Source organism: Rhodococcus sp. NPDC056516, assembly GCF_042794655.1.
Classification (GTDB): Bacteria; Actinomycetota; Actinomycetes; order Mycobacteriales; family Mycobacteriaceae; genus Rhodococcus_F.
In genome coordinates, this window is the sequence record NZ_JBHTTG010000003.1 from 599,668 (window position 1) to 612,617 (window position 12,950).

The 12,950-nt window shown below is 63.8% G+C and carries 11 protein-coding genes; 4 read left to right on the forward strand and 7 right to left on the reverse strand.

Annotated elements, in window-relative coordinates; translation table 11 throughout:
• Positions 1 to 16: 16 nt before the first annotated feature.
• The 3 genes from ACFQ6Y_RS12125 to ACFQ6Y_RS12135 are packed head-to-tail and all read right to left on the reverse strand — an operon-like array spanning position 17 to position 2,108.
• Positions 17 to 235: an exodeoxyribonuclease VII small subunit gene (locus ACFQ6Y_RS12125; RefSeq protein WP_003945276.1), complete on the reverse strand. Its 219-nt coding sequence runs from the start codon at positions 233 to 235 to the stop codon at positions 17 to 19.
• Positions 232 to 1,497 carry an exodeoxyribonuclease VII large subunit gene (gene xseA / locus ACFQ6Y_RS12130; protein WP_378632415.1) on the reverse strand — a complete coding sequence of 422 codons (1,266 nt, stop codon included), beginning with the start codon at positions 1,495 to 1,497 and terminating at the stop codon, positions 232 to 234. The genes ACFQ6Y_RS12125 and xseA overlap by 4 nt, the downstream gene beginning before the upstream one ends.
• Positions 1,494 to 2,108, reverse strand: a complete 615-nt coding sequence (locus tag ACFQ6Y_RS12135) for a lipid droplet-associated protein (protein WP_378632417.1) — start codon at positions 2,106 to 2,108, stop codon at positions 1,494 to 1,496. The genes xseA and ACFQ6Y_RS12135 overlap by 4 nt, the downstream gene beginning before the upstream one ends.
• Positions 2,109 to 2,260: 152 nt before the next feature.
• On the opposite strand from ACFQ6Y_RS12135, the gene ACFQ6Y_RS12140 reads away from it, so the two are divergent.
• Positions 2,261 to 3,274 (forward strand): 4-hydroxy-3-methylbut-2-enyl diphosphate reductase, encoded by a 1,014-nt coding sequence (locus ACFQ6Y_RS12140; RefSeq protein ID WP_003945273.1) that lies wholly within the window; start codon positions 2,261 to 2,263, stop codon positions 3,272 to 3,274.
• A 72-nt stretch (positions 3,275 to 3,346) separates the two neighbouring features.
• Here the strand turns inward: ACFQ6Y_RS12140 and ACFQ6Y_RS12145 are convergent, their stop codons facing one another.
• Positions 3,347 to 4,309 (reverse strand): DUF6542 domain-containing protein, encoded by a 963-nt coding sequence (locus ACFQ6Y_RS12145; protein WP_378632419.1) that lies wholly within the window; start codon positions 4,307 to 4,309, stop codon positions 3,347 to 3,349.
• Between the two features lie 217 nt (positions 4,310 to 4,526).
• Here ACFQ6Y_RS12145 and ACFQ6Y_RS12150 point away from each other — a divergent pair, with 217 nt between their 5' ends.
• Together ACFQ6Y_RS12150 and ACFQ6Y_RS12155 are read left to right on the forward strand one after the other, a co-directional pair.
• Positions 4,527 to 5,702 (forward strand): exonuclease SbcCD subunit D, encoded by a 1,176-nt coding sequence (locus tag ACFQ6Y_RS12150; RefSeq protein WP_378549691.1) that lies wholly within the window; start codon positions 4,527 to 4,529, stop codon positions 5,700 to 5,702.
• Positions 5,699 to 8,677 carry an AAA family ATPase gene (locus tag ACFQ6Y_RS12155; RefSeq protein ID WP_378632422.1) on the forward strand — a complete coding sequence of 993 codons (2,979 nt, stop codon included), beginning with the start codon at positions 5,699 to 5,701 and terminating at the stop codon, positions 8,675 to 8,677. Before ACFQ6Y_RS12150 ends, ACFQ6Y_RS12155 begins: the two co-directional genes overlap by 4 nt.
• On the opposite strand, the gene ACFQ6Y_RS12160 is transcribed toward ACFQ6Y_RS12155, so the two are convergent.
• Positions 8,678 to 9,871 (reverse strand): AI-2E family transporter, encoded by a 1,194-nt coding sequence (locus ACFQ6Y_RS12160; RefSeq protein ID WP_378539541.1) that lies wholly within the window; start codon positions 9,869 to 9,871, stop codon positions 8,678 to 8,680.
• A gap of 152 nt (positions 9,872 to 10,023) precedes the next feature.
• Between ACFQ6Y_RS12160 and ACFQ6Y_RS12165 the strand changes: the two genes are divergently transcribed.
• Positions 10,024 to 10,428, forward strand: a complete 405-nt coding sequence (locus tag ACFQ6Y_RS12165) for a hypothetical protein (protein ID WP_378539542.1) — start codon at positions 10,024 to 10,026, stop codon at positions 10,426 to 10,428.
• Positions 10,429 to 10,434: 6 nt separating this feature from the next.
• Here the strand turns inward: ACFQ6Y_RS12165 and ACFQ6Y_RS12170 are convergent, their stop codons facing one another.
• Together ACFQ6Y_RS12170 and ACFQ6Y_RS12175 are read right to left on the reverse strand one after the other, a co-directional pair.
• The gene (locus ACFQ6Y_RS12170; protein ID WP_003945213.1) at positions 10,435 to 10,644 is read right to left on the reverse strand and encodes a YbdD/YjiX family protein; all 210 of its coding nucleotides are present in this window, start codon (positions 10,642 to 10,644) and stop codon (positions 10,435 to 10,437) included.
• A 2-nt stretch (positions 10,645 to 10,646) separates the two neighbouring features.
• Entirely contained in the window at positions 10,647 to 12,929 is a 2,283-nt protein-coding gene (locus ACFQ6Y_RS12175) for a carbon starvation CstA family protein (protein ID WP_378632426.1), read from the reverse strand.
• Positions 12,930 to 12,950 lie beyond the last annotated feature (21 nt).

Sequence of the window (12,950 nt, forward strand, 5' to 3'; positions counted from 1 at the left end):
GCGGTCGGAGCGGGCCTTACTCGTCCGCTTCGGCCAGAGCCTTTTCGACGCGGGCCCTGGCGCCGGCCAAATGCTCCTCACAGCGCTTGGCCAACGCCTCGCCGCGCTCCCACAGCGAGAGAGATGCGTCGAGGTCCAGGCCACCCTGTTCGAGAATCTTCACGACGCTCACCAGTTCGTCGCGGGCGGCTTCGTAGCCGAGTTCGTTGATGTCGGTGTCGGTGGCGTTGCTCATTTTTCTCTTCCCATCACTGCGGCGCGGACGGCGCCGTCTGCAAGTCGAACGCGAATCTGGGTTCCGGGTGGTGCATCCTCGACCGAGCGCAGAACCTCAGGATCACCGTCGGGGACAACACGTTGCACGACGGCGTACCCGCGGGCCAACGTCGCGGCGGGGCCCAGAGTGGTGAGCCGGGCACGCAGATGCTCGATCGTTCGGGACTCCGAGTCGATCAGCCGAGTCACATCGCGTCGTCCCGCAGCTTGGAGCCTGTCGACCTCTTCGGCACGGCGGTCCACCGCCAACAGCGGTGATGCCATGACCGGTCGAGTACGCAACTGCTCGATCAGGTGAGACTCACGCTTGACCCAGCTGCGCAGCGCCGCAGCGCTGCGGTCACGCAGATCCGAAACCAGGGCAGCTTCCGCAACCGCGTCAGGTACGACGCGTTTGGCCGCGTCAGTAGGCGTGGCCGCGCGCAGGTCGGCGACGTGGTCACTGAGCGGACTGTCCGGCTCGTGGCCGATGGCACTGACGATCGGCGTCGTACAGGCCACGATGGCGCGGCACAGCGCCTCGTCGGAGAACGGCAGAAGATCTTCGACGCTACCGCCGCCGCGAGCGAGGATGATGACGTCGACTACCGGATTGGCGTCGAGCTCCTTCAGCGCTTCGATGATCTGGGGAACAGCAGTCGGGCCCTGCACCGCGGTGTTACGCACCGCGATAGCCACTGCGGGCCAACGACGATGGGCGACCGAGACGACGTCCTTTTCGGCAGCGCTGGCTCGGCCGGTGATGAGGCCGATCGTGCCGGGCAGAAACGGAAGCGGCCGTTTGAGTCTCGGATCGAACAAGCCCTCGGCGGCGAGCAAGGCGCGCAGTCTCTCGATGCGGGCCAGCAGCTCCCCGATACCCACGGCGCGAATCTCGGTGACACGCAACGACACAGTTCCTCGTCCGGTGTAGAACGAGAGCTTGCCGAACATCACGACACGCGAGCCTTCGGTCAACGGCACCGGCGAATTGTGCAGCAACTGTGGTGAGCACGTGATCGAGAGCGACATGTCTGCCGACGGATCGCGCAGGACGAGAAAAGCCGTTCGGGTGCCGGGGCGTGCATTGATCTGGGTGATCTGACCTTCGACCCAGATACTGCCGAGCCGATCGATCCAGCCGGCAACCTTCGCGGAAACCGTGCGGACCGGCCACGGCTGCTCAGCGCTACTGGCGCCGGACGAACGCTGCGATGAAGCGGGGGGCGTTGCGGAAGTCACTTTGCCTTGGCTGTGGTGATGCGGTTGGCGAGCATGGTCTGGAACGGTGCGCGGGCGAGCGTCGCATTCTCGTAGTCCAGGACGGCGGTCAGCTCGTCGATGCTGAGCGTCCGGATGCGCGCACGGAGCTGTGCGAGTGTGAGGTTGGGGTAGTCGAGTTCGGTGACGATCTCGGGCTCTTCGGCAGGCTTGTCCGACGTAACTGCGGTGGATTCGGACTCGGCGCCGGGTGCGGGCTCCTCGATGGGGGCAGTCGGCTCGAGCGAGTAGAGCGCGAAGCGACCGGCGTTGGTCGGGGTGTCAGCCGAGGTCGATCCGGTGGAAGGCGATCCGCTGGAAGACGCCGAGTCAGCGGGCGCGTCGGCATCCTCGTCGAACACTGCCCACTCGGGCTGTTCGTCTTCGGAAGACCAGTTGATCAGGGCAAATGCCTGATCGCCCTTGATTGCCAACGAGGTGATCGACTGCTGCACACGCATGCTTGTCTGAAGCATCTGGCTCACGGCGGTCATCGGCAGGGCGACGGCGGTGGTGGGCAACTTCTTTGCCTCTTCCATCGCGGTGACGGCGAGTCCCGCGGCAACGCGCGCCACGAACGGTGGTCGGATCATTCCCACAGCTTGCCGCAAAGCACCGACAATCGGTAGCCGACTTGCCTGTGACGGCCGTACTCGTTCACTTCGCACCCCTCGATCGGCGCGTGAAACGAGGTGTTCATGTTTGCCGGAGTGTCTCACGTTCGAGGTGCCAGTAGGCTGGTCACATGTCTTCGGCTGTTCCTCTCAATCTCGGTATCGCGCACTCGGCTGATTCGCCGTCCACCCGCAAGGGCAGCGCCAAGCGCGTGCTCCTCGCCGAGCCTCGCGGCTACTGCGCCGGCGTCGACCGCGCGGTCGAGACCGTCGAGAAGGCGCTCGAGAAGCACGGCGCACCCATCTACGTGCGCAAGGAGATCGTCCACAATCGCCACGTCGTCGAGACGCTTGAAGATCAGGGCGTGATCTTCGTCGACGAAACCGACGAGGTTCCCGAGGGATCGTTGCTCGTGTTTTCGGCGCACGGTGTGTCGCCGGCCGTCCACGACTCGGCTGCCGAGCGGAACTTGCGCACGATCGACGCGACGTGCCCCCTGGTGACGAAGGTGCACCAGGAAGCCAAGCGATTTGCTCGCGACGACTACGACATCCTGCTCATCGGCCACGAAGGTCACGAGGAGGTCGAAGGCACCGCAGGTGAGGCTCCCGATCACGTCACCATCGTCGATGGCCCGGATTCGGTCGACGCGGTTACGGTTCGCGACGAGTCGAAGGTCATCTGGCTTTCCCAGACCACCCTAAGCGTCGACGAGACGATGCAGACCGTCGCACGCCTGCGTGAGCGTTTCCCGAATCTGCAGGACCCGCCGTCCGACGACATCTGCTACGCCACGCAGAACCGTCAAGTCGCGGTCAAGGCGATGGCTCCCGAGTGCGATCTCGTGATCGTGGTGGGTTCGCGGAACTCGTCCAACTCGGTTCGCCTCGTCGAGGTTGCCCTCGGTGCGGGCGCTGCCGCGTCGTACCTGGTCGACTACGCCCGTGAGGTCGATCTCGCGTGGCTCGAGGGAGTTCAGACAGTCGGCATCACGTCGGGTGCTTCGGTGCCCGAGGTGCTCGTGCGCGGTGTGATCGAACTTCTTGCCGAGCACGGTTACAACGACGTTCAGCCCGTCACCACGGCCAACGAGACTCTGGTGTTCGCCCTTCCCCGTGAATTGCGAGCAGCGCGCACGTCGTAGAACGACGAAAATGCGGGGCACCTTCCAGATAGATGGAAGGTGCCCCGCATTTTTGCTACCGGGCTCGTCTGTTCAGGACTCGTCGCGATCGCGGTACCGAACTCGTGGCGGCGGATACGCCGGAAGATCGACTCCGGGTGGGCGGCGGCGAGGGGGCAGCGGCGGCGATACGTCGTCACCCGAGGCGAAGAAGGGCTCCATCCGCTCCTCACGCCGGGGCGCAGGGGAGGGCTCGGGCGCTCGGCGGCGACCGTACGACGGGTAGTCGTCGTCTGCTGTCGGTCTGCTGTCCGGCTGAGGGCGACGCGTAGGCGGTTGATGCGTGCGATCGACCCTGGGTGGCAGTGGGCTTCTCCGGGGCGGCAGCGGGCGCTCGTCCTGGATCGGCTCGCGCCTCGGGGTGCTTCGGTAAGCGGGCTGTTCGTCCACTTCAGGGGCGCGGCGACGAGGGGGCTCGGAGACGGGTGCGTCGGTCACTCGGCGACGACGCCCGGTCTCGGGCGCGGGGCCTCGAGTGGCAGCTGCGGAGGTGTCCCGAGCGGCAGACGCTGATGTTGCCGAACGGCGGGAGCGGGTCGAGCGCGCAGGCCCGGTGGGGCGCTGATTGAGCAGGAAGTATCGGAAGCCGCCGATGATCAGCACGACCACGGTTGCAGCCAACATGATCGGAAAGCGGTTGACCAACGGATAAGCGATGTTGATCGCGATGTCGCGCAGTGCGGTGCTGTTGTCCTTACCGATGAGCGTGTGCCCGATCGGCACTGCAGCGAAGAGCAGCAACGGCGGTTGGGCCATCGCAGTGAACAACGCCTTGTTCGAAGCGGCAACCACAGCGAAGAGACAGCCCAGGAAGTAGAACGTCGAGAACACCGCTGTGAGCTCGCCGCCACCTCCGGTGGCATCGATCAGTACGCCGACAGCGGTGACACCGGCGGCAAGCAGGATCACTCCCCACCAGGGCAGGCCGGGGACGGTCACGATGAGCGATCGCTTGTCCAGCGGTACCCCGGAGCGAGCACGTTGGGTTGCAGACACATAACGACATTAGCGGTTCTCGCGTTGTCGGCCGTGTTTGTGCGGGTCGTGGCTGGCGCATTTATCGACGCGATGGCGCGATGGTTTCGGGTTCTTCGCCAAACGAACCGGACGGATTGTGTGCAGGGTCACCGGCCGCTCGTGGGTTGGGGCACACCGCCGAAGCCGTCAGCGTGGGAGATCGGTGGTGTCGGTGGGCTGCTCTACCGTCGGATTCATGAAGATTCTGCACACCTCCGATTGGCACATAGGTCGCACCTTTCACGGCGTCGATCTGTTGGCCGATCAGGCGAGTGTGCTCGGTTCCATCGCAGATTCCGTTCATGAACACGGCGTCGACATCGTGGTCGTGCCGGGGGACATCTACGACCGTTCGATTCCCAGTTCCGATGCGGTCACCGTGTGCAATCGAGGCTTCGAGACAATCCGGGCGGCCGGGGCGGTGATCGTCGCGACGTCCGGTAACCACGATTCCGCGGTGCGGCTCGGGGCCGGGGCATCCTTTGCCGCTGCCGGCGGATTGCACTTGATCACCCGCGTCGGCCAGATCGGTACTCCGGTGATGCTGAGTGATCAGTTCGGGCCTGTCGCGTTTTACGGGATTCCGTATCTCGAGCCGGAGATCACACGCGTCGAGTTGGACGTGCCCCGGGCTCGTACTCATTCCGACATCCTCGGAGCGGCCATGTCGCGTGTTCGGCGAGATCTCGCCGAACGAACGGCGGTCGACCCGTCTACTCGATCGGTATTGCTCGCGCATGCCTTTGTCGTGGGCGGTGAGGCCTCGGAATCGGAACGCTCCATTTCGGTCGGCGGAGTGGAGACCGTCGCAGTGGGCGAGTTCGACGGCGTCGACTACGTCGCCCTCGGACACCTGCATTCTCCGCAGATGCTCTCGGAGAGTGTTCGATACTCGGGTTCACCGTTGCCGTATTCGTTCGGTGAACGCAGCCACCGCAAGGCTGCGCTCCTGATCGAGCTCGACGCAACCGGTCTGTCATCGGTGCAGCGCCTCGATCTACCGGTGATTCGGGGTCTGAGCCAGGTGGCTGGAACGCTCGAGGAACTTCTCACCGAGTCGAGGTATGCCGATTCCGAGCAGTGCTATGTCTCCGCATTGCTTACCGACCCGGTCCGTCCCGTCGATGCCATGAGGCAGCTCCAGGCCCGTTTTCCCTTTGCCGTTCATCTCGAATGGCAAAGGCCGGAAGGACAATCGGATCTCAAGTACCGCGATGCGGTACGGGGTCGAACCGACATGGAGATCGCCCGCGGTTTTGTCTCGGCAGTGCGTAGTGACCCGTCCGAGCGCGAGGTCACGTTGATGGCCGAAGCGCTCAGCGCTGCCGCGCGCGCCGAGGAGTCCACGGTCGAACTGGGTGAAACCGCGTGAGACTGCACAAACTCGAAGTCAGCTCTTTCGGGCCATTTGCCGACACGGTCGAGGTCGACTTCGACCGTTTGGGTGCAGACGGGCTGTTCCTCCTTCACGGCGACACCGGGGCAGGCAAGACCACGATCCTCGACGCGGTTGCGTTTGCGCTGTACGGGCGAGTGCCGGGTGCGCGCAACGAGGGCAAGCGATTGCTGTCCGATCACGCGCCCGCCGGCTCGGTGCCGCGCGTGGAACTGGAGGCGACCATCAGTGGTCGCAGAATCAAACTTGTTCGCAGTCCTGAGTATTCGCGTCCGAAGAAGCGCGGGACCGGTTCGATCACCGAGAATGCCAAGGCCACACTGACGTGGTTGGACGGCCGCGGCGAAAATCTCTCGCGCATCCCTGACATCGGTGACGAGATCAATCGCCTCATGGGAATGAGCGCTGATCAGTTCTTCCAGGTTGTGCTGCTCCCACAGGGTGAGTTCGCCAAATTCTTGCGTGCCGAAAGCGACGAGCGAGGCAAGCTGCTCGAGCGCCTGTTCGACACCAAACGTTTCGTCTCCGTGGAGGCATGGTTCGACGCCAAACGGAAGGCAAGTGCCACCGCACTCGCGGCCAGGGAGCAATCCGTGCGACTGCTGCTTGCCAAGGTCGAGACCGCGGCGGGACTCGAGGTAGGCGCCGAAGCACACCCACTGGAATGGTCGCGCAAACTCCTCGCCGAGGCTCAGGACACCCGCGACGCAAGTCTCGCGGAGCTGGTGACCGCGAAAGATGCAGCAGCCGAGGCCAATCGAATTTTTGCGGCGGCGCAGCGAACCGCCGACCTGGTCGCTCGCCGCAATCGTGCAACCGGTGAACTCGCGGCATTCAACACCGGCGCCGCGCACCGATCTGCGATCGCCGCCGAACTCGAGACTGCCAAGCGCGCACTGCCGGTGGCCACCATCGCCGGCGACGTAGAAGCTGCCAGCGTGGCCCTTGCCGCATCGCTCGAATCGATGAACACCGCGATGTCGACCTACACCGCACTCGGCGGGCCGGACATTTTCGAGCCGGAAGTGTGGCCGCCCACCGGCGATGAGCGTCAACGCGTCGTAGCTCGAATCCGGACGTGGCGTGACGAGATCGTTCGGCTGGACGCGCTGGCGGAGGACGCTCGCAGAGCCGATGCGGCGGAAGCCGAGATCGAGAAACTCGGAGTTCGGCGAAACTCCCTGTCCGAGCGCGTAGATGCCATTGTGCGTGAACGGACTCAACTGCCAGAACTGGTGCGCGCGGCCGGCCAACGACTGGACGAAGCGCAACGCGCGCATGCCACCCTGCCCGGCCTCGAGGCTGCACTCGCGAAGGCGTCGGATGCTGCGACAGCGGCCCATGAAATCGTTTCTCTGCGTGCGCAAGCCGAGAAGATTCGTGTGCAGGTGTTAGATGCACGTGACGCGCATCAGGGTGCTCGTGGGCGCTGGCTCGATCTTGTGCAGAAGCGTATCGAGGGCATGGCAGCGGAGTTGGCGAGTTCACTCGCGCCCGGTGATGCATGCCAGGTGTGTGGTTCGCGTGAACACCCTGCGTTGGCGCAGTCGGATGTCGTCACGGTCACCGAGCTCGATCTCGAGACCGCGTCGGCAGCCGAGCGCGCAGCCGAGAAAGCTCTGAGCAAAATCGTCGACCGTCAGGGAACCGTCGAGCGTGACATCGATCGGGTGATTGCGCGCGGCGGCGACGGTGATGTCGAAGAACTCGACAGGCTTCGCGCTGCGGCGCAGAACTCCGTCGGCGAGGCAACGCGGGCTTCCGGGCAGGTAGAAGCGCTGGCGGAAAAGCTCGCGCAACTCAACGAGCGTGACGGCGAGCTGCAACAGGAATCCGCTTCTCTGACGGCCGAATTGGCGGCACTGACCGAGCGCATCTCGGCTCTGTCGGCCACGGTCACGCAGATTCGGGCGGCGATCGTTGCTGCGGTGGGAGACGATTCGTCCATCGCGGCTCGGCGCTCGCGGTTCGAAGGGCTGGCGTCCGCTGCCACGTCTGCGTCCGAAGCGCGGGATCATGCCGTCCGTGCGCAGGTGCGATCGGCAGAATTGTCGACCAAGCTGGCCGATGCGGCGGCCACTGCCGGATTCGATTCGGTCGACGCTGCCATCGAGGGCGTCCGCTCGCCTGCCAGAATCGCGGCGATCGAAACGGAACTCGCCAAAGCGCGTGACCTCGAGGTGGCCGCTCGGACAGTCCTCGACGATCCTGACGTCGTCGCGGTAGGCGCGGTCGAGACCGTCGACGTGGACGGTCCTCGTGAGCGCGCTCTTCAGTGCGCAGAAGTAGTGAACTTGGCTGTTGCGGCCGCATCCCTGGCAGAGAACCGTGTGTCGGATCTCGAACGGTTCAGTGGACAACTCGAGAAGGCATACGAAGCGGTTGCGCCCGAGCGGGAACTGCACGACGAACTCGCTGCCCTCGCCGACGTGATCGCCGGCAAAGGCCAGAACAGTCGCAAGATGTCGCTGCGCGCCTACGTACTTGCCTCGCGGCTGGAAGAGATTGCCGTGTCGGCATCGGTTCGGCTGCAGCGGATGTCCGGGGGACGATACGAATTCGTCCACAGTGACGAGGCCGGAACTCGGGGTCGCCGCGGCGGTCTGGGACTCGACATCCGTGACGACTTCACGGGCGTCGTGCGCTCGGCGAAGACGCTCTCCGGCGGTGAATCGTTCTTGGCATCATTGTCTTTGGCGCTCGGACTCGCCGATGTAGTTGCCGCGGAGTCCGGTGGAATCGTTCTCGACACGATGTTCATCGACGAAGGATTCGGAACGCTCGACGCGGACACCCTGGACTCGGTGATGGCTGTGCTGGACGAGCTCCGTGATGGTGGACGCGTGGTGGGAATCGTCAGTCACGTGGACGAGATGCGGCAGCGAATCCCGAGTCGCCTGCACGTCATTCGGGGACGTGCAGGCTCCTCGGTGAAGGTGATCGCGGGCTGATCAGGCCTTTTCGTTCTCTACCTCTGACTCGGCTTCGTCATCCTGCTCTTCGAGGACGTCCGAGGCGTCGCCGGCGGGCATCGGCTCGTTGTCGCTTGCGCGTTCGTCGATCTGCTCGCCGATGTACCGGATGACCACCGCAGCCACGGCGGCGACCGGTACTGCCAGGAAAGCGCCGACAATGCCGTACAACGAGCTACCGGCAGCCACGGCAAGCAGCACGATGACGGCGTGGAGTTTCATCGACTTGCTCTGCAGGACAGGCTGAAGGACGTTTCCTTCGATCTGCTGAACCGCCAGGATGATGATGAGCACGATGATGGCGGTGGTGAGACCGTTGGCCACCAGGGCAACCAAGACCGCGAGGGCGCCCGCGACAAACGCACCGACGATCGGGATGAAGCCACCGATGAACGTGAGAATTGCCAGCACCGGTGCCAACGGGACGCCGAGGATCAGCAATCCGGCACCGATGAAGACCGCGTCGATCAAGCTCACCAGCGCTTGAGTCCTGATGAATCCGCCGAGCGTGTCCCACATGCGAGTGAGGACCTCTTCGAGGTGCCTTCCGGCACGGCCGCCGCCGACAGCGTGCAGCCACGGGATGAACCTCGGTCCGTCCTTGATGAAGAAGAACGCGAGAATCAGGACCAAACCGAGCGTGACCAACAACGAGCTTGCCGTGCTCACACCGCTGAAAACGCCTGAAGCGATAGCAGTTCCACTTTCCTGCACCTTGGTGATGACGGCGTGGACAGCGTTGTCGATCTGGTCGTCCTTGAGATTCAACGGCGGACCCTGGAGCCAGTCCTGAACCTGGTTGATACCCTCGGTGGTCTTGTTCGCGAGCTCGGGGGCCTGGCTGACCACTGACGGAACGATGCCTGCGATCACTCCGGCCAGGATGCCGATCGAGAGCACCAGGGTGATGCCGGCTGCCGCGGCCGGTGGCATACCGCGCTTGATCATGCCGCGGGTCGGTGGCCACATGACTGTCGCAACAACGATCGCCAAAGCCACCGGCAGGACGATGACCCAGAGCTTTTCGATCAGCCAACCGAAAATCCAGGCACCCAGCGAAATCGACGCCAACACCAACGACCACTTCGCGAGCCACATACCCCCTTGCCCGATGATCTCGCCGCGGTCGCGCTTTCGCACCCCTGCGGACGTCCCCTTGTCTTGCTCGCTCACTGATCGTCCTTTCCGTCGGCGCAGGGATCTCCTCGCCGATGTGAGAATCCGGTGATCTAGCTGAGCTGATCGTAACGACTGCATGCGATAACTCGTGTGTTGCGCTGCAATACTGTGTTTTGAAGCATGCCGACCGGACTAACATTTCCGTCATGAGAATCGCAGCAGCAGTCGGGGCAGCAGCAATCGTCGTTCTCGGGCTCACCGCGTGTAGCACCGAGGATCAGGACAACGCACAGAACAAGATCAGCGAGGCAGTCACGAGCGGGCAACAGGCGCTCGAGACGGCTAAACAGTCAGCCGGCAACGCCATCGATCAGGGCAAGACGGCGCTGTTCGTCGCCACGTTCCGTGGGGCTTACGCACCGTTGGCGGAGAACCGCGACGACGCAGACATCGAGGAGATCTTGACGACCACGTGCACCGAGGTCGCCAACGGCACGGACGAGGCGAAGGTCAAGGCCAAGATCACCGACCTGGCCGAGAACAACGGCAACAAGCCCACCGACGAGCAGGCTGGCCACATTTACGAACTCGCGAAGGCCACCTGCCCCTGACCGGATTCAGCAGCAGCGGGCGCCTGGATTGGCGTCGGCTGCTGCGTGTCGGCGTCGCCAGAACTCCCGTTCGCTGATCACCGGTGAGTCGGCGTGGTGGCGTCGGGTGTGCTCGACGTAGCGCTGATAGTCGAGATCACCCATCACCGAGCGAACCCACCACAGCGTTCCGCGGAACGCTGTGGTGAGTTTTGCCGTCATAGTCGCCGTCGTCATGGTCAGTGCCCACCTCCGTGCGCGGCTCCGGGCGCGCGGACCTTCCCGGCTTTGATCAGCTCGTCCCATTCCTTCTGGATTTCCTTCTCGGCGGGCGTCGGAATGAAGCTGGCGGGACCGAAGATCTTCGACGGTTCTTCCGGGGACTCGGTGGTCGGCAAGCCGCCGGCTCGGATTGCCTTGGCGCATACGATGATCCCGGCGATGACGACGACAATCACCAGTGACGCGAAGACGATCGACAGCGTGCCCTGGATGAAGGTGTTGCGGATGACGGCATCGATGGCCTCCGGAGTCTTCGCGGAACCGTGCGCCGTCTCGCCGGCAGCCTTCGCATCCTTGAACACGTTGTGCTGAGCCCAGTAACCGATCGCGGGGTTGTCGGAGAAGATCTTCTGGTACGACGCGGTCATGGTCACGACCAGGTCCCAGACCAGCGGCACGCCGGGAATCCAGGCCCATTTGAACAGGCCCTTCTTCATGACGATCGTCATGACCACCGTCAGTGCGATCGCGGCGAGTAGCTGGTTGGCGATGCCGAAGAGTGGGAAGAGCGTGTTGATTCCGCCGAGCGGATCGGTGACACCCATGAGCAGGATCGCGCCCCACGCAGCGACCACGATCAGCGAGCACAGCCACGCGCCGATGCGCCACGACGGGTCCTTGAACTTCTTTGCCGGACCGCCGAAGTTGCCGAGCGAGTCTGAGAGCATGAACCGAGCGACGCGCGTGCCGGCATCGATCGTGGTGAGGATGAAGAGCGCCTCGAACATGATCGCGAAGTGGTACCAGAACGATTTCAGCGAGTCACCGCCGAACACGTCGCTGAGCACTTCGGACATGCCGAATGCGAGCGTCGGGGCACCGCCGGTTCTCGAGATGATCGATTCTTCGCCGACGGCCTCGGCTGCCTGAGTCAGCACGTCCGGTGTGATGGGTGCGGTGCCGAGGGGCAGGTTGTTGACGTACTCGGCTGCGGTTTCGGGGGTACCGCCGGTCAGCGCCGCGGGAGCGTTGAGTGCGAAGTACAGGTGCTGATCGAGGATGCAGGCGGTGACCAGAGCCATGATCGCAACAAATGATTCGGTCAGCATGCCGCCGTACCCGATCATCTTGGTCTGGCTTTCTTTTTCGAGCAGCTTCGGTGTCGTGCCCGAGGCGATCAGCGCGTGGAATCCCGAGAGAGCGCCACAGGCAATGGTGATGAACAGGAACGGGAACAGTGAACCGGCAAAGGCCGGGCCTTCGCCGTTGGAGGCGAACGGCGTCACTGCCGGCATGTTCAGCGCGGGTCGTGCGACCAGAATTCCGATGGCCAGCAGTGCGATGGTGCCGACCTTCATGAACGTCGACAAATAGTCACGCGGCGCCAGGAGCAGCCACACCGGCAGCACCGAAGCGGCAAATCCGTACGCGATCATCAGCCACGCGATGGTGACCTTGGAGAGCGTGAACCAGTCTGCACCCCAACCGGTATCGGCAACCCAACCACCGGAGACGATGGCCAGCAGGAGGAGGACGACGCCGATCAGGGAGACCTCGGAGACCTTGCCCGGGCGTAGATACCGTAGGTACACGCCCATGAACAGGGCGATGGGGATGGTCATCGCGATCGAGAAGACGCCCCACGGGGACTCGGCGAGCGCATTGACGACGACGAGGCCCAGAACCGCGATAAGGATGATCATGATGACGAACACACCGATCAATGCGGCGACACCGCCGACGAGGCCGAGTTCCTCGCGGGCCATCTGACCGAGGCTGCGCCCGCGTCGCTTGGACGAGATCCACAGGACCATGAAGTCCTGCACCGCCCCGGCGAACACGACGCCGACGATGATCCAGATCGTTCCCGGCAGATATCCCATCTGCGCGGCCAAGACAGGCCCGACCAGTGGACCGGCACCGGCGATTGCCGCGAAGTGGTGACCGAACAGCACCCGACGATCGGTCGGCATGTAGTCGGCGCCGTTCTCCATGATCTCGGCGGGAGTGGCGACGTCGTCGCGGGGTTTGACGATTTTGCGTTCGATCAACCGGGCATAGAAACGGTAGGCAATCAGATAGGTACAGATTGCGGCCAACACGAACCACACGGCACTGATGTGTTCACCGCGGACAATCGCGATCATGTACCAGGCGCCCGCGCCGACCAGTCCGAGAACGAGAAAGACGACGCGCGCAGTCGTGGAAATGGGTGTTTTGTCGATGACACCGACAGGTGGCAGGTCAGGATCGGTTTTCAGGTACTCGACATTTGGTTCCGGCGCAGTCGTCAAGCTCATCGTCGAACTCCGTCCACTAGT